The sequence below is a fragment of the Actinacidiphila oryziradicis genome, from assembly GCF_005047355.1.
In the GTDB taxonomy this organism is placed as follows: domain Bacteria; phylum Actinomycetota; class Actinomycetes; order Streptomycetales; family Streptomycetaceae; genus Actinacidiphila; species Actinacidiphila oryziradicis.
In genome coordinates, this window is the sequence record NZ_SUMC01000039.1 from 1 (window position 1) to 16,845 (window position 16,845).

Sequence of the window (16,845 nt, forward strand, 5' to 3'; positions counted from 1 at the left end):
AGATTGGTGCCCTGATTCTTGCAGCGGATACGACGTAGACACTCGCATCCTCGCAGGTCAGCGGCACCATTCTGCTATCGGGGCGTCAGATCACCCAATTCCGCTGAATATCCAGGGCTGACCGTGTCCGATGAAACCCAGCAGCCAGGCCGCGACCGCCCGGGCCACCCCGGCCAGGACCTGCTGGCAACCGCGAGCCGTACCCACGGGCCGGAGGCTGCGGCCCGCCCATCGCGCCGCGCTGCTGTCCTGTGGTTCGTGACCGTTCCCCGGCGTCGGCTTCGTGCCATGGCAATATCCCCTTCCTCGATGGGGTGGTCAGCTGCCCAGGGCAGCCGCGGCGACCACCCCCGAGGCATCGACGCCGCCGCCTACGTCCAAGCCCAGACCGAACAGGCCCTGTGCGCGCTGGCCGAGCAAGTCATCGCCATCACCGGCCTGGCTAACCTCTGCTTCGCCGGCGACCTGCCCGCCGCCCCTCGGCCACGACACTTCGGCCTCAGCGACACCGAGATCGAGGAAGCCCTGCATCGCGACCCCGCACCCCGGCCTGGTCGAGCGGCGCCGCACCGGGTTCCGGTGGCAGCGCGAGACGGACATCGCCGACATCGCCGCCCAGCTGCTCGCGGACGGCCCTGGCCAGTCCGTGACCGACGCCCCTGTGAAGGTGGCCGGCGACACATCCCTCCCCGCGGTGGCAGGCGCTGGCCTGGCACGATGCGGCGGTGCGGCCGGTATTCCGGCACTCAACCTGTCGCGACACCCGGCGGATTAGTTGACAGGTAACTGGCCGACTACGACTCTGTTAGTGCAACGAGTTGTGCATGCACTACTTGGTGCAGTGCTCCGGACGGCCTTCGGCCTGTGGAGCCGTGGTGGCCCCCCGCCCAAGCTTTCGAGGCACGAGCAGGGGACCCAACGGGAGCTATCCCCGCAGTCGGCCCCTGGCGTTCCAGCGCCAGGGCCGGTTTCGTTTAGGCCCCGAACCGGGGCCAGACGAACCAGACGATCGCTTCCGCCGCCAGCAGCGCGCACGTGTGCACCGCCACTTGCGTCAGAAATCGACCAAGCCAGCTGCGAGGCTCCCGGCATTTATGGCTGTTGCAGCCGTTCGTGCCGGTCAACCTCCCATCACCTCCTTTCCCTGCTCGGCCATGAGCCCTGCGGGTGCCCCGTCTCCGACGGGGCACCCGGTGGACTCACGCCCCAAGGAATGAAGATGGACACAGCTTGGTACACGCGGGGGGAGTGGACAAAGCGCTCCAGCACGGTCCGGTCGGCTTCTTAGTCCGACTGGCTCCGCGCTCACTAACGCTCCGGACGTGCGAAAACGCCCGTTGTGATTGCAACCCTAGGCGCGAGCAACTGCGCCCTTGGACTGTGAGTTACTTCACAGCAGTGCTCAAAATTGAGTACGGTACGCATCTGAATAACCACAGAGAGCAATGCTTCGTAAGGGGTGACATGGTATGCCGCCCGCTACCCGAAGGGCCTGAATTGCCACGCGGGGCGGTATGACCACACCGCTGCGCGAGGCCGCCCGCATCGTCGCCCTGGACGACGCCGACCGGGTGCTGCTACTGGCCTACAACGAGAACGGCGGCTTCTGGGCCACCCCCGGCGGCTCCCTGGACCCCGAGAGGACCACGAGAGCGCCGTACGGCGCGAGGTGCGCGAAGAGCTCGGCGTCGACGACGTCGACCTCGGCCCGCAGATCGCCGAACGCAGCCAGCACCACCTGGTCGGCGGCCGCCCCGCCCACCAAGTCGAGCGCTACTACCTCGCCCGCATCGACCCCGCCGCCGTCGACCCCGCCCGCGCCACCCAACCCGACGGCATCCGAGCCCGCCGCTGGTGGACCCTGGCCGATCTTCAGGCCACTCGGCAGACCGTCTACCCGGTCGGCCTCGCCGACCTCATCGCCGGCGTACTGGACCGAGGCGTCCCGCAGCGGCCCGTTGCCCTGCCCGGCTGACCTCCCGCGCGGCGCGCCGGTACGGGTTCGGCACCTGCTGCGCCGTAGGATTCGTACTCATGAGCGATGTAGTCATTCCGCCGGACCTGGTCGCTGCCCAAAAGCGTGCGGAGGAAGCGATCCGCGCCGTCGGTGCCTGGACTGAGAATGCGACCGATGCCGCCCACGCCCCTCAGCACGCCCCTGGTGGCTGCACACAGCTCCTGGGCAGTCACCTACGCACTTGGGCTCGCGATGCGCCAGGACGCTACCCCATAGCCGCTGTCCACGGACTGCGCACTGGCCGCCGGTGACCTTGCCGTGCGTTGATCGGCGACGTTAAGCAGCCGATGACGGCATCCCCGCCAGGGGACGAGCCAGCACCCCGGCAGCAGGAACACCACCGAGAGCGACGCCAGTCCGGGCCGCAGTGGCACCGCGCCCCCTTCGCTCAGGCCGCGAAGACGCATCACCAGAAGTGGACGTCGGTGGCGTCGTTGCGTGGGAGTTGAGGGTTGCGGTCATGTCGGTTCAGTTTCTGGCATCGGCGGGCGAGCGATCGATCGGGCAGGGCATGAAGAGCTCCACCCCGTTGTGCCGCGGGGCGGAGCTCAGACAGGTCCAGGCGGTGCGAGGTGGCGGCCGAACTGTGGCGGGGAACTGGGTTAGCGACGCAAGTCCACAGGTCACAGCCCTGAGTCGGAGGCGCTCGCGTTGCCAGGCCCGGCCTGTAGCACAGGCAGGGGCAAGCGGCGCAACCCGCAACAGGTGGCGTCAGCTGCGTGGCGCAAATCTTCACCGTGTGCTGCTGGCGTGAGGTGCCCGCTGCCGTACGGTCCGGACGGCTCATCGATGTCCTCGAACCGGCCGTCACTGTCCTCGACGATGCCGCCGCTGGGGACACGGTGGTGCAGCTGCGCGTCCTGATTGACGCTCTCACCGCCGCGCCCTGACAGAAGATCAGTCCTCAGTGCCGTTGCTCTTGACACTGATCCGGAAATGGGCTCAATGTGGCCGTTCGTGCGGGAGTTACTCCCGGAGGGGGTCCGGCTTTGTCCTTCGAGTGGCGCTATCTCGTAGAAGACGACGGCTCATTCAGCCGCATCAGCAATTTCAACGGTTGCCTGGACGCAAGCAGCGACGAGGACCTGAAAAAGCTGCACGATCGCCCCGACCGTCGCGATCGCCCCCTTCCGCCTTGTTCCCGGTGCGGCATGGGCCTGGTGCTGGGCTGGCATGGCCCGCTGTTCTCCGGGGTGTGGATGGAACTGTGCCCGGTATGCGACGCGGACGGCCTGGCCGCCCGCGCACTCGCCCGGTGGATCCGTAACCCCGAGCGCGACGTGCGCCAGCTGCCGCAGCTGTTCGAGGACTGGGAGACCGAGGTGATGCAGGCCAAGGGCTGGGTCCGCAGCCTCCCGGAGTCCGCGCCACCCGGACTGCCCATGTACGGCGGATCCGCCCCACGCGGCCGCGGCTGAGCTCACTTCACCACCCTGCCTGATGGCGCTGTACGCGACAGCCAACTGGAAGTCGTTTGTGGGCCACCGCACCCACTGCCAGGCTGTGGGGCGTGACCTCAGGAACTTTCTATTCCGACCGCGCCGGACAGTCGATCGCACGCACGAGCGAGGACATCTCCCCGAAGGCTTGGGCGGGCCTCACAGCTCTCCTCCGGGGCTGGATCGCCGACGGGTCGCTCGCGCGAGCCTTCCCCCAGCACGCTTGCAGCGACGGGTCCGGCTACATCACGGGCGTCGACGAGAACAGGTTCCTTGACCAGCTCGGATCCCACGTCCCAGAACTCACCGGATCGCCGTTTGACGCGCGCGCGCCCCAGAGCACGAGCAACGCGTTGGACATCATCGACTTCGTCGCGCAGTACATCGACCAGCCGAGCCGCCAGGAATTTCACCGGCACTGCGGCTGCCAGCATTTCTTCTTCGGAACGAACGAGAGCGAGCCGTTCTTCACCACGGACGCGCTCACGCTGGGGCAGATCAAGTTCCAACGCGACATCGACACGCTCTTCGCCCGTAACGGGATCGCGTTCACTGTCGGCGCTGACCTCCGCATCCGTCGGCTTGGCCCGATGGAGGCACGGCACGTCACCTCCGACTTCCGGCCCAAGACCGGAGACCCGGAACTCGACGCCTTGCTCGTTGACGCGATGACCCGCTTTCTGTCACGGAGCCCGGCTGATCGGCAAGATGCCCTGGAGAAGCTCTGGGACGGTTTCGAGCGCCTCAAGACGCTAGAACTCGGCGGTGACCAAAAGAAAAGGGATTCCGCTACCCGTCTGCTCACCCGGGCCGCCGCGGGCTCAGCCCCCTTCCTCGACCGGTTGGAGACGGAGTCCATGGCGCTGACCAAGATCGGTAACGAGTTCCGCATCCGGCACCACGAACACGACAAGCATGCCCTGCCCGGCGATGAGGCCCTCGACTACGTGTTTACCCGCCTTGCCTCGTTCATCGCTTTCTTGCTGCGCCAAACCGGCCGCCTGAGCCGGTAGGCGTCGCCGGGAGCAACGGCGACGGGGATCCGACGGGTCTTCCCGGGCGGGTTCGGCCGTTGTCAGTGGTGGCGGGCACGATGGCGGTCATGACGACCACCGATGCTGTGATTGCCGATGACCTTGCCTACGCGGAGGCGGTCGAGACTGCGGTGAAGGCCGCTGCCGCCTACTACGCGGGCGGGGACAGCGCGCTCGACGATGACGCCTACGACCGGCTGGTACGGGCGATCGTCGCATGGGAGACGGACCACCCGGAGCAGGTGCTGCCCGAGTCGCCGACCGGCAAGGTCGCCGGCGGCGCCGCGGAAGGCGACGTGCCGCACATCCAGCCGATGCTGAGTCTGGACAACGTCTTCTCCGCCGAGCAGTTCGCCACGTGGGCGGCCTCGCTGGAGCGGCGGATCGGCCGGCCGGTGGCGGCATGGAGCGTGGAGCCGAAGCTGGACGGCCTGGCGGTCGCCGCGCGCTACCGCGAGGGCAAGCTGGTCCAGCTGATCACCCGCGGGGACGGCACGGCCGGAGAGGACGTCTCGCACGCGATCGGCACCCTGGCCGGCCTGCCCGAGACGCTGGCCGAACCGGTGACACTGGAGATTCGCGGCGAGGTCCTGATGACCGCCGCCCAGTTCGAGAGGGCGCTCGCAGTGCGCACCGAGCATGGCGGGGAGCCGTTCGCGAACCCGCGCAGCGCCTCGGCTGGCACGCTGCGGGCCAAGGACCGGCCGTATCGGCTGGAGATGACGTTCTTCGGTTACGGCTGCCTGCCCCTGCCCGCCATCGATGCCGCGCTGGCGGAACGCCTGTCCGGCTCCGGGCACAGCGATCTCATGGCCTACATCGCCGACCTTGGCGTGCACACCACGGCGGCCACCCAGGTGCCCGCCCGCACCGCGACCGCGGTGGAGGAGGTGCAGGCCCGGGTGGAGGAGATCGCCGCACTCCGCGCCGAACTGCCCTTCGGCATCGACGGGATCGTCATCAAGGCCGACGCGGCCGCCGACCAACAGGCCGCCGGCTCCGGCTCCCGGGCACCGCGCTGGGCGATCGCCTGGAAGCTTCCGGCCGTGGAAAAGGTCACCAGGCTGCTGAACGTGGAGTGGAACGTGGGCCGCACCGGCATCATCGCCCCGCGCGCCGTCCTGGAACCGGTCGAGATCGACGGCTCCACCGTCACCTACGCCACCCTCCACAACCCCAACGACATCACCCGCCGCGACCTGCGCATCGGCGACCAGGTGATGGTCTACAAGGCCGGCGACATCATCCCCCGCATCGAAGCCCCCCTCGCCCACCTGCGCACCGGCACCGAGCAGCCCATCGCCTTCCCCGAGACCTGCCCGCAGTGCGGTTCCGGCATCGACACCTCCGAGCAGCGCTGGCGGTGCGAGCGCGGCCGCGACTGTCACCTGGTCGCCTCCGTCTCCTACGCCGTCGGCCGCGACCAGCTCGACATCGAAGGCCTCGGCCTGACCCGCGTCGTCCAGCTCACCGACGCCGGCCTCATCAAGGACTTCGCCGACCTGTTCACCCTCACCCGCGACCAACTCCTCACGCTGGAGCGCATGGGCCCCACCAGCACCGACAACCTCCTCGCCGCCATCGAGCAGGCCAAGAGCCGGCCGCTGTCGAGGGTGCTGTGCGCCTTGGGCGTGCGCGGTACCGGACGGTCGATGTCCCGCCGCATCGCCCGATACTTCGCCACCATGGACCACATCCGGAACACGGATGCGGAGGCGATGCAGAAGGTCGAGGGCATCGGAGTGGAGAAGGCGCCCGTCATCGTCGCCGAACTCGCGCAGCTGGCGCCCGTCATCGACAAGCTCGTCGCCGCCGGGGTGAACATGACCGAGCCCGGCGCCACACCACCCTCCGCCGACGGCGCTGAGGGCGCGATGGCGCTGGGGCCGCTGCACGGCATGACGGTCGTCGTCACCGGAGCCATGACCGGTCCGTTGGAGAAGCTCAGCCGTAACCAGATGAACGAGCTCATCGAGCGCGCGGGCGGCAAGTCCTCCTCCAGCGTCTCCAAGCGCACCTCCCTCCTGGTCGGCGGAGAGGGCGCCGGATCCAAGCGGACCAAGGCCGAAGACCTCGCGATCCGGATCGTGTCACCTGACGAGTTCGCCGAACTGGTCGCCGACCTCCTGCTGTGACTTGCTCGGCGCCGGGGGCCTGTCAGGGTTCCGGCGGATCCGGATCCGGGGCGGGGGGCTGGGGAGACGTCGACGGCGTTGGCGTGGCGTTTTTCGTTGGCTCGAACCGGGCCAGCGCCTCCAGCCGTTCGCGGGGATCGGTGATCGAGGCAAGCGTCGTGTTGACGAGACGTGCTCGGTCCGCCTCCGGACGTTGCTGCTGCCAGGCCAGAAGCCTGTCGATGAGCGGGACGGTCAGCCGCGCCAGGAGGAGGGCGCCGACCAGCCACGGGGAGGCGTTCCCCAGAATGCCGGCGATGGGCCCGAGGGCGGGGACAGCAGCGAGGTAGCGCACGACGGTGCCTTTCGATGGCGGACGGATCTCGGGGAAATCCGGGCGAATGCAGGTCAGCACAGTGACGGGACGGGGTGTTAGCCGCGCAAGTCCGCAGACTAAACCGCCCAACCGCCCAACCGCCCGCGCTCATAGCCGCTGACCTGCGAATTCATTGCCCGCTACCACGGACAGGGGTAAGCGGCGCAAGTTTCGGCGGTCCAGGTGGACGGTCAGCGGCGGTCCCCGGCCTTCCCGCGTCGCTGGGGCTGATGGCTGAGCTCCCGGCGCTCTCGGTGGCGCAGCAATGCCAGCCACAGGTCCCGCCTGTGTGCGGATTCCTCCGGTAGGAGGATCTGGGCCAGTCCGAGGGCGGCGGGCGCCACGATCGCGGCGGCTACGGCGATCGCCACGGCCCACCAAGGGGCACCGGCCAGGCTCAGGGCGGTGACCGTCGCGCCTCCGCCCAGGACTCCGACGACGCGGAGTGGCCCCCCGGTCCGGGCGGGCTTGCTGGGGCGGTGCGCTCATCGGACCGCCGCCTTCTTCATCCGCGCCCACTCGGCCCGGATCTCGGGCGGTATGTGCAGTTGGCCGCGGTGCACCTGGGTCCGGACCTTCTGCGGAACGCGTAGCGGGCGTTCTCGACGTCGCCGGCCTTGATGTCCAGGAGGTCGGCTATCTCGCTCTGCGTCCAGCCGTTGACCGTGAGCCGCATCACGGCGCGGTTCCGCGGCTTCGAGGTGTTGATCATCTCGGTGAGGGCGTCGCACAGTTCCGTGACGGCCTCGGGCACGGGCTCGGTGCCCGTCTGCCCCAGGGCGTGGGCGAGGATGCCGTCGGGCATGCGCAGCGCGTGGAGCAGGAAGCGGTCCGTGCGCTCGGTGCGCCAGGCGTAGAAGACCCGGGGGAAGACGAGCCCGCACCGGCCGTAGAAGAAGGAGGTGAGCCGCGCCGGCCTGCCGCCGGATCCCCGGTGACGCGCGGGCGCGTACCCGCCCTGCTCCAGCACCTGCGGGAAGGACTCCATCGCGATGTCGATCGTGTGGATGGCGAGGTTCTCGCGGTCCGGAGGGCTGCGGTGCAGTGTGGAGCGTTCTTCGTCGCTCATCTCCAGCGGCGTCGCCGACTTCGCTGTCAGCTCCACGAGCTTGTCGGTGCGGCGCATCGCCGTCAGCAGCGGCGGGAACGCGTAGGCGTACAGCTCGGAGGCCGTCTGGTGCCACAACGTCCCCTTGAAGCCCACGTCGATGAGTTCGGCGACGCGGTCCACGCCGTGCTGGACGTCCTCCGGCAGGTCCTCGGCGTCGCTGCCCGCGTTGTCCCGGTTCTGGGTGCCCGGGTCCCCCGTAGAGTTGGAGCGCATAATCTTCCTTGTTTTTCGTCGCCGCAAGGTTGGCTGTCGGTGCTGGTTGTAAGGGTCTGACGCGGAGCTATATGCAAGGCAGCAGTGAAATTCCTTAACTTCGGGTGCAATACATTTCTGGGCACTGCTCAATTGCAATGTCGGCCAGTGCGGAACTGTCCCGTTGGTCCCCACAGAACACTGTCCAGATGGTGTCCGGACAGGTGATCGGCTTGCATCCGGTTGCTGTCCGGACGGTTCCCGGACAGCGCCGGACAGCAGGTCGGTGGCCCTTCTACGCTGGGCGGGCACATCGCACCACCGGAGGTCTGGTTGACCGCAGTTCAGGGCTTCGGCCGCTACCTTGTCCAGCTGCACGCGAGGGCCGGGGCGCCCTCCCGGCGGGACCTGGCCGGGCGGACCGGTTTCGGCAAGAGCACGATCAGCGACGCGTTCGCAGGGCGGCGCCTGCCCACGTGGCCGGTGGCCGAGGCGCTGGTCGCCGCACTCGGAGGAGAGGTGTTGGAGGCGCGGGAGCGTTGGGGCGCGGCGAAGGCCGGCTCCAGCCGGGCGCAGGAGCCGCCCGGCTGGCTGACCTCCGTACGCTCCGACATTCCCGAGCTGATGGTGAGCACGGACTTCATCAAGGCGTGCGCGGCTGCCCCCGGCGACCCGAAGAAGGCCCTGGCCGCGAGCTGGGAAGCGCTCAGACTGTCCGCCGGACAACTGACGCGCGCGCGCTACAAGGTCGTCCCCGGGAACTGGTCCTCGGACATCGTCGCCACTTTCCGCCGAGCCGAGGACGACGGTCTCCTCCCCGCCGGAGTCACTGCGGTGGCCGATGCAGTGCACCGGTACCACGTCGACAACCAGTTCCCGGATCACGAGCCGTCGCCGACCGCCGAGGTGCTCCAGGTCGTCTTCCTCGCTTTCCGTCTGGCCTGGCAGGCGCGCGACGTCGTCGTATCGGCACGCGCCTGATCCGGTACCCGGGCGGTAGCACCTCGGCGGCCGCCTACGGCACCGGGCATGGACGTCGAGCTGGCGGAGCGCGGTGCTGCACGGAATCACTTGTCGTCAGAATGACGTAAAGTGGTGGAGGCGGCGCTGATGCGTCGTAACACTGCTCTGCCGGAAGGCCTGTGACGCTTGTGATGGAACCTCATGTGACGTTGGCGTTCGCCCTGCGCGCCACCCCGGGTACGTACGCGGTCCTGCTGGGCGCGGGGGCGTCGGTAGCCTCGGGCGTGCCGGCCGCCTGGGAGATCCAGCAGGATTTGATCGAGCGCCTGGCAGCCGCCGAGGGCACCAAGGAAATCGGCGATCCGTTCGACTGGTACAAGCGCCGGTTCGGCCACGAGGCGACCTATGACGGCCTCCTGGAGGCGCTGACCGCCACCACCTTCGAGCGCCAGGCGCTGCTGAAGACCTACTTCGAGCCCGACGAGCAGGAACGCGAGCAGGGCCGGAAGGGGCCGACGGCCGCGCACCGTGCCGTAGCCCGCCTGGCTGCCGCCGGACTCGTACGGATCGTCCTGACCACGAACTTCGACCGGCTCACGGAGGCCGCGCTGCGCGAGGCCGGCGTGGAGCCCACCGTGGTCTCCCACCCGGACGACATCACCGGCCTCGCGCCCCTGCATACCATCGCCTGCCTGGTGGTCCACCTGCACGGCGACTACCTCGCGCCCACCAGCATGCTCAACACCCCCGAGGAACTCGGCACCTACACCCCGCAGGCCGACAAGCTCCTCGACGACATCTTCGACAACTACGGACTGATCATCGCCGGATGGTCCGCCAAGTACGACCCGGCGCTACGCAACGCCCTGTCCCGGTGCACCACCCGCCGGTTCGCCACTTACTGGGCCGACCCCCGCCCCCTGGCCGACGAGGCCCACGACCTGCTCACCCGCCGGTCGGCCGCTTACGTCCAGGCCGACGCCGACACCTTCTTCGGACAGGTCGCCGACGCCGCCGACGCCCTCGCCGACACCGCCCGCGAACACCCGGTCAGCATCGCGATCGCCGTCGCCTCCGCCAAGCGCGCTCTCGCCGGCGCTCAGCTCGCCATCCCCCTGCACGACATGCTCCGCCGCGAGGGCAACCGCGTCGCTGCCCTCCCGCTGCGCACGAGCGGCCCCTTCGACGGCGTCGGCGATGGCAAGGCCGTCGAGGCTGAGCACGAGCGCCGCTTGCGGATGCTGGAATCGGAGACGGAGCGGCTGTTGGCGCTGGTCGCGACCACGGCGTACTGGGGCAGCGAAGACACCGACTCCTGGTGGCTCCCCGACATCGGGCAGCTCGCTCAGATCCCGGCGGTCAGTGGGGTGACAGCCTTGATCAATCTTGTGGGTGCGCCGGGCACCATGATGATGTACGCGGCGGGCACCGCTGCCGTCGCCGCCCAGCGCTGGCTCCTGCTCGTCCGCATCCTCACCGAGACCCGGGTCTTCAACCCGTACGAGGGCGAGCACCAGCCCGCCGCCGTACACGGCCCCCAGTCCAATGTCGGCCTCCGGGACGCCTCCGAGCGCCTCCACCGGCAGCTGCTCCCGGTCTTTACTGACCACCTCACGCTGAGCGAGACCGCGTACGCCGACGCCTGGGAACGCTTCGAGTACCTCCGCCTGATCACCCAGCATTCCGCCGGCCGGGGCATGGAGGCCGCCTACCTCCGGCGGACCGGGAGCCTCGGCCAGTACCGGGTCGCGCCCGAGTCCTGGCTCCGCGAAGACCTCGACCGCCACGGCGAGGACCACCCGTTGCTGCGCGCCGGGTTCCTCGGCGGCGACCTCGACCGGCTCAAGGCGGCCAAGGAGGCATTCGATACCGCGTATTCGGTGACGGCGTCGCGGGCGATGTGGGGTGCGTAGAGGCACCGGCCCGCTTTGGATGACCTACATGGGCCTGTGTCCGTGTCAACCTGACTACTTGGCGGCAGGGGTCGACCAGTGAGTGAGGTCGGGTGGAAGCATGATTGCCGCGGTGGTGCCGCCGGATTCAGCCGGGCTGAGGTGGACGCGGATGCTCTGTCGCCCCGAGTAGAAGCCAGCCATGATGATGCCCGTGTGACGTGAGCTGGTATCGGCCCATGGAGGGGGATCGATAAGGCGTTCGTTGAGCTCTGCCAGATCCTGTGGAGCTAGACCGATGCCGTTGTCGTGGATCTTGATCAGCACTCGGCCATCGGGCAGAGCGAAGCTGGTGACGCGCACCGTGGTCTGCGGGGCAGAGAACTTGGTCGCGTTCTCCAGCAGTTCGGCGAGCAGGTGCACTAGGTCGTTGATGCCGGAAGGCTTGACCTCGGTTGCCGCCACCGAGATGAGCTCGATGCGCTCGTACTGCTCCACTTCGGCCGCGGCGGCGCGCAGAATGTCGACCATCGGCACAGGGCGGTGCCAGCGTCGGCCGGGATCTTGATCTGCACCGGCGAGGGCTAGGAAATTCTCGCCGGTGCGGCGCATACGGGTGGCGAGATGGTCGAGTTTGAAGTAGTTGGACAACTGACCTGGGTCGCTTTCCTGTTCCTCCAGCTTGGACAACAGGGTTAGCTGGCGTTGCAGCAGGTCTTGGCTGCGGCGGGAGAGGTTAACGAAGATCTTCATGAGACTTCGCTGCTCCAGTGCCTGCTCCCAGGCCAGGCGGACCGCGCGGTCAAATGCCCGGGCCACCTTGCCGATGTCGTCCTGAGTCTGAAGGCCGACCGACTTGACCGAGATATCCAGGTCTTCATGCGGAGGCATCCTGGTGAGCCGCGTGAACGCCGTTGGAAGGTCGCCGTAGGCGATTTCGCTCGTTGCATCCCGTAGCTGGCGCAGGGCCGAGGACCTACTGAGTACGGACGGCCGAATTCTGACTGTGCTCTTGGCCTCCTCGATGATGGCTCTAGCCTGGGCTTCGGCTTCCTCGCGCTTGGTAGCAGCCTCCCGGGCAGCTGCAAGACGCACCTGGTCGGCTTCACGGCGAACGCGTTCGAGGTCTTCCAGGTGTTGTTCAGCGACACCGGTTGCCCTGGCCATGCGCAAGCGTTCCTCGCGGGCCTGCGCCTGCAGTGCTTCGCGTTCGGCCTCTTCCTGCACCTCGACGAGCTGCATTTCCAGTTCCTCGCAGCGGGACTGCGCGTCGTCGCGATCCTGTTCCGCCGCCTCCAGCTCCGCCTCCAGACGTTCGATCTCCTCACGCAGCTGTATGCACTGTTCTTCAAGGTCGGACTGCTCTCTACAGTGCAGTTCCAGTTCAGCCCCCAGCCGTTCCCGCTCCTGCACGCTGGCGGCCTCGATCTCGCCAATACGCTGCTCCAACTCGTACAGGTGGCGTTTCTGGTCGGAAACACCGAGCCGAAGCTCCTGAATCTCCAGCTCCGCCTGTTCCTTCTCCAAGACGGCTTGCTCCAGGCGGTCGCTGGCCATCTGGAGCCGGTAGCGGCCGGGCTGCTCCGTGAGTAGGGCTTCGCGGTGAAGCTGGTAGATGAAGGCCTGGATTTCCGGGGTGACCTGCTGGTTGTGCGTGTGACAAGCGGACTTCAGCAGACTGTCAATGAAGTTCTTCTCCGGGATGCGTCCGGCAGCGAGGTAGCGGGAGACCGAGGCCGGGCTGAAGTGGTGGTAGGCGGCGAACTGGCGCAGCGTCTTGCCTGTCGCTTTGAACAGGCCACGTAGAGCGCGAACGAACTCGTCTGTCTCTGGCCGCAGGCCTTCCGGCAGCGGGTGGAGGCCGGGAACATCGTCTCCTCCGCCGAAGAGCAGGTTTGTGACGCCGCCCTCGCCGCCGACACCGTGCTGATCCCCCATGAACCCCGTCCTCTGACGACATAAGTGTTTCCACCTGCGGAAACAGCAGGTGTTTCCATTCCGCAACGCTTCGCGTTCACCCCAGGCTTTCACCATCTCAGCCTCTGGGATGAGCGACAGACAGATTTCGATGGGACGCGAAGACCGTCCCCGAAACAGGAGCGTTACATGGGACAGAACCCGAACCGACCGCCGCTGCTACCTCAGCGGTCTGCCTTGATCCTCCTCTGCGGCGTTCTCATCGCCGCCACGGCCGGCGTACTCACGTGGCTGCCGGGCGCTGCCGCCGCGCCCGCGTTCTTGACCGCAGGGGGTAGCTTCGCCGGGGCCGTGATCTTCCTCAACAAGATCATCGACTGACTCTGCGTCTCTCCGGCGGTCTCGTATCTGCCGCAGGCCGAGCAGGAACCGCGTTCGGGGGAGTGAAGATGTGGCTCCAGGCGCTCGCCTAGAGCCACACAGCTTCAGCCGATGCCCACACCTTCGACGACCTCACGGCCGACCTGCTGGTGCGGGAGCTGGCGCCTATCGCGGCCGTGAGTCGAGCGGGTCCGGCTCCACCGTCGTCATCGCTGGAGCCGGAGCCCGGGTCTGCTCGCAGCTCGGCGTTATCGGGTGCCGCAGAGAGGGTCAGCGGCGGATGACGCTGAAGCCGCTGTCGTGCAACGCAGCGGTCCACACATCGCGGTCGAACCACTTCGTAATGTCTGGTTGCAGCTCGGTAATGGTCTTCATGTCGGCGTCGGGTGAAGAGTTCAGCCGCCGCCGACAGGGGGCACTCTGGCAGCGCCGAGGCCCGGTCGCCACTGAGATACGCGACGCGTCGTCGCGCTCATCCGCCAGCTCGAACGCTAACTCGCCAACTGAAGCGCTACCCGACCACATTTCCGGACCGGACGCCCTGCCGAACGGACGAAATCCCGGGGACGGTACCCCAGCGAGCCCTGAGGGCCGCTCTGGCGCCCCACTGGCCCTTGGGTAAGGGAATCACCCTACCCACCCCGCGAACGGCCGCCAGCGCGCAAATGGCCTGGTCAGAGGGCCTGTGCAGCACCAATTTTGGGTACACAAATCGGCACATAACCCCCTTCAGGATTGCGGCTCCGCACTCACTGCCGAATGGCCCAGGCACTCCCCCGTGCTTCGCATGGGGACGAATCAGCAGCCCGTCGAAGGGTGCCAAGGACCAGAGGAGTCGACGGGGCTGCCTCAGCTCTCGCACCTTCTCTAGTACTGAAGTTTCCTACCATCCGAACCCTGAACCGTCTCTGAGAGTCCTATGCCGGCCTGCCAAGCTGCATGCTTGATCGTCCTGCCTCAGAACGTCCCGAAGCGCTCCGGACTCCCCCGCGAAATGTAGCGGCCCGCGTTATTCGTAGCTCACGGCCCGGTCATCTCTAAGCCGTCGGCACCGACCTCATCCGATCAGCCGACGTTGCCAAGGGCCCGGAGTGGCGCCAGCGGGTGTCAGCCCCAGGACACGATCGGACACCAGGACCTGTCACTGGTGATCACTTGGCTTCGTCGTGTCTGCAAGCCCACACAGCAGCCTATGGACTCGATACCTGGTTCGACGGATGTTGAGCAGGCGAGTGGAGCAGAGTCGTGCCGGCCGGGCCCATAGCCTGCCGCTCCGGGAGAAAGGAGAACTCCCAACCTCGGATTTCCCGGAAGCGTGGAAGCAGTGCGGGCTGCCCACTGCTTTGCGGCGAGGCGATGACGGATACCCCGCTCTCGATCTTCTCAAGATGCCCGCTCCGTTCGAGGTCAGCTGTTTCGCGGCAGTCGGGTGCCAGCGATCTACGCTACGTCTTTGGGACCTGGCACCCTCTGGGAGATGGACCTAGGCCCCTGATGACCCAAGAACCTGAGGCGCCTGCTCGAGTGCTCCCGTAGAGGTCTGACTGCCGGGATCCGACACCGGGCACGAGAACAGGTCTGGTCTGCGGTCATACACGCGCTTCTTCCAGTTGCCAGGTTGCAGCCGAGGATGTGGCTCCACATCCAGAGGGCCCCGCTAGCTTTCCGAGATACACGTTCCGTCCTCGCCGGTACGCCAAGCGGACGGCCAGCGATGAAGGATGGGTGCAGGCCCCGCGCTCGAGGGTCGTGACTCGATGGTAGGAGCAATCCACCGTGCTGTCCGGTCTGATCGGGGTGAGCTGCCGATCCCTCGGGCTGTCGCCCTGCCGGAACTTCCGTCCGCCGTTCGTATTCCTGCCGCGGCCAGTCGGTACTCGTTGAGGACTGTGGAACGGCCACAACGCGACTCCGGATGTCCTGGCAGGTCGATCAGAGTCGGTCGCACCCTGCGCCTCTATCGGCTCCGACCACTCCCCCGAGTGTTGGGTGTGGGTTGCGCGATGCCTAGAAGGCCCTGGAGGGCCTTCTAGCGGGCAAACTCGGCCACCAGAAGGGAATCACATCACCCTCACGACGATCGGTGCTCAGATCGCATTTCCGCAGGCCAGAGGCCCTTTATGAAGGTTCTCAAAGGTGAATATATAGGGCATTTGGCTATCAGTGAAGGTGCTCACCGATGGCATCTTTGGTCATTCAGTAAGGTGTTGAAAACGCCTACTCCACCCTTGGGGAGATCATCGGACGAAGCCAAGATTTAAACGGACGTGAGAAAGTATTTCGACAAGGCTTTGTTGATTCATTGCGTAAGGCAAGGCCGGTTTGCTTTTGAGGCAGTAGGATCAATTGATATTCCATCCTGCTGTGCAGTCCACGATTAACTAGGGGAGAGTACGGATGATTTAACATCCTACTATCCGTGAAGAATTGCCGTATTCCTTAACGGTGCTCTCACCGTCGTAGGAAACGAAGTTTGACATGGTGTTTGTAACATAGTATCGCACCATGTTCATACGTCGGATTCAGTGTAGTTTGAAATGTGAGTTGATAAATACCGTTTGCTGCAAGTTAAAATAAGTGAGCTTGTCGGTGTTTCAATCCATGTTTTACATTGATTCACACACGCCGAGAAAGCGCACTGGAAGCCGTGGGGTAAAGCCGTGTTTGTGATCTATGGCAAGATGCGCATTAAATTACGAGTGGTAAGCAGCGGTCATATTACAATCGTAATGGGTATAATTATGCCCTGCTTGGTACACATTGTCGCCCATGGATTATCTTTAATGTCAAACTAAAGCTTAACGTTTGTATAATAATGCGTTAGAACTCACGCCTAAGTGGCGTGCTTGACGCCTGTGTAGTCATAGATTTCAGCCCGCATACTCACTGTGTTGTGAAGGGTCGATGTAACGGGCGGCTCAGTAGATGATTCAAACCGAGTGACACGGAGAGTAGTCAACGTGGGCTAGGCGTACGTGCCAGTGTGCTGCCTGATCCCTGTATGAGCCGAGGTGTGGAAGGACGTTGTGCAGGACGTTGTGCAGGAAGTTGTGCAGGAAGTAAAGCAGGATGTTCTTGCAGGTCAGAGTCCTTGTGTCTAAAGCAACTTACATACAAACTTTGACATCAACGTGGACGACTGTGATGGCATCGCCGTGAGGCGACTTGAGAGGCAGTGCGACTACAGGACGTGCTCAACGCCGGGGGAATCGCCTGGCCTTGGGTGCGGCGGAGCCTGGCTTGCCATCTCAACCAAGTCAACCTGTGCACCGTGGGATGGGCGCTGGGTCTCCGCGTGTCTGTCACACACGGGCGTGATCATCGTGGTTGAATGCTCTTTGCGTCCCGCTGTTACGGCTGTGACGTCTGTCTACGAGCAGGACCATGACCTGGAGCCGAGACTCTCCAG

General features: G+C 66.1%; 13 protein-coding genes. 8 read left to right on the forward strand and 5 right to left on the reverse strand.

From position 1 onward, the window contains the following. Positions 1 to 318: 318 nt before the first annotated feature. Complete coding sequence (locus tag FCI23_RS31745; protein ID WP_136727477.1) at positions 319 to 600, reverse strand: hypothetical protein; 282 nt, start codon at positions 598 to 600, stop codon at positions 319 to 321. An 859-nt stretch (positions 601 to 1,459) separates the two neighbouring features. Here FCI23_RS31745 and FCI23_RS62495 point away from each other — a divergent pair. From FCI23_RS62495 to ligA, 5 genes are all read left to right on the forward strand, one after another. Next, a complete protein-coding gene (locus FCI23_RS62495) occupies positions 1,460 to 1,975 on the forward strand; it encodes an NUDIX domain-containing protein (protein ID WP_265737778.1) in 516 nt (171 codons plus the stop codon). Positions 1,976 to 2,736: 761 nt separating this feature from the next. After that, positions 2,737 to 2,907 (forward strand): hypothetical protein, encoded by a 171-nt coding sequence (locus FCI23_RS56855; RefSeq protein ID WP_169317020.1) that lies wholly within the window; start codon positions 2,737 to 2,739, stop codon positions 2,905 to 2,907. Between the two features lie 99 nt (positions 2,908 to 3,006). Beyond that, positions 3,007 to 3,435, forward strand: a complete 429-nt coding sequence (locus FCI23_RS31755; protein WP_136727478.1) for a DUF6300 family protein — start codon at positions 3,007 to 3,009, stop codon at positions 3,433 to 3,435. Positions 3,436 to 3,491: 56 nt separating this feature from the next. Beyond that, positions 3,492 to 4,469, forward strand: coding sequence for a hypothetical protein (locus FCI23_RS31760; protein WP_136727480.1), 978 nt, complete (start codon positions 3,492 to 3,494; stop codon positions 4,467 to 4,469). An 89-nt stretch (positions 4,470 to 4,558) separates the two neighbouring features. Beyond that, entirely contained in the window at positions 4,559 to 6,625 is a 2,067-nt protein-coding gene (gene ligA, locus FCI23_RS31765; protein ID WP_407646057.1) for an NAD-dependent DNA ligase LigA, read from the forward strand. 22 nt (positions 6,626 to 6,647) lie between these two features. Here ligA and FCI23_RS31770 read toward each other — a convergent pair whose 3' ends face one another. The 3 genes from FCI23_RS31770 to FCI23_RS31780 form a co-directional block, all read right to left on the reverse strand. Then, the gene (locus FCI23_RS31770) at positions 6,648 to 6,959 is read right to left on the reverse strand and encodes a hypothetical protein (protein ID WP_136727484.1); all 312 of its coding nucleotides are present in this window, start codon (positions 6,957 to 6,959) and stop codon (positions 6,648 to 6,650) included. 212 nt (positions 6,960 to 7,171) lie between these two features. Next, positions 7,172 to 7,351 carry a hypothetical protein gene (locus FCI23_RS31775; protein ID WP_136727486.1) on the reverse strand — a complete coding sequence of 60 codons (180 nt, stop codon included), beginning with the start codon at positions 7,349 to 7,351 and terminating at the stop codon, positions 7,172 to 7,174. 134 nt (positions 7,352 to 7,485) lie between these two features. Beyond that, positions 7,486 to 8,304: a helix-turn-helix domain-containing protein gene (locus FCI23_RS31780; protein ID WP_136727487.1), complete on the reverse strand. Its 819-nt coding sequence runs from the start codon at positions 8,302 to 8,304 to the stop codon at positions 7,486 to 7,488. A 312-nt stretch (positions 8,305 to 8,616) separates the two neighbouring features. Here FCI23_RS31780 and FCI23_RS31785 point away from each other — a divergent pair, with 312 nt between their 5' ends. Next, the gene (locus FCI23_RS31785; protein WP_169317021.1) at positions 8,617 to 9,264 is read left to right on the forward strand and encodes a helix-turn-helix domain-containing protein; all 648 of its coding nucleotides are present in this window, start codon (positions 8,617 to 8,619) and stop codon (positions 9,262 to 9,264) included. A 185-nt stretch (positions 9,265 to 9,449) separates the two neighbouring features. Further along, positions 9,450 to 11,159 (forward strand): SIR2 family protein, encoded by a 1,710-nt coding sequence (locus FCI23_RS31790; RefSeq protein WP_169317022.1) that lies wholly within the window; start codon positions 9,450 to 9,452, stop codon positions 11,157 to 11,159. Between the two features lie 54 nt (positions 11,160 to 11,213). Here the strand turns inward: FCI23_RS31790 and FCI23_RS63180 are convergent, their stop codons facing one another. Further along, positions 11,214 to 13,076 (reverse strand): ATP-binding protein, encoded by a 1,863-nt coding sequence (locus FCI23_RS63180; RefSeq protein WP_322973916.1) that lies wholly within the window; start codon positions 13,074 to 13,076, stop codon positions 11,214 to 11,216. A 168-nt stretch (positions 13,077 to 13,244) separates the two neighbouring features. Here FCI23_RS63180 and FCI23_RS31800 point away from each other — a divergent pair, with 168 nt between their 5' ends. Then, entirely contained in the window at positions 13,245 to 13,436 is a 192-nt protein-coding gene (locus FCI23_RS31800; protein ID WP_136727493.1) for a hypothetical protein, read from the forward strand. Positions 13,437 to 16,845 lie beyond the last annotated feature (3,409 nt).

Coding starts and splice junctions, on each gene's coding strand:
- FCI23_RS31745 (WP_136727477.1), bottom strand. CDS start 600: ATGTCCGTCTCGCGCTGCCACCGGAACCCGGTGCGGCGCCGCTCGACC.
- ligA (WP_407646057.1), top strand. CDS start 4,559: ATGACGACCACCGATGCTGTGATTGCCGATGACCTTGCCTACGCGGAG.
- FCI23_RS31780 (WP_136727487.1), bottom strand. CDS start 8,304: ATGCGCTCCAACTCTACGGGGGACCCGGGCACCCAGAACCGGGACAAC.
- FCI23_RS63180 (WP_322973916.1), bottom strand. CDS start 13,076: ATGGGGGATCAGCACGGTGTCGGCGGCGAGGGCGGCGTCACAAACCTG.
- FCI23_RS31800 (WP_136727493.1), top strand. CDS start 13,245: ATGGGACAGAACCCGAACCGACCGCCGCTGCTACCTCAGCGGTCTGCC.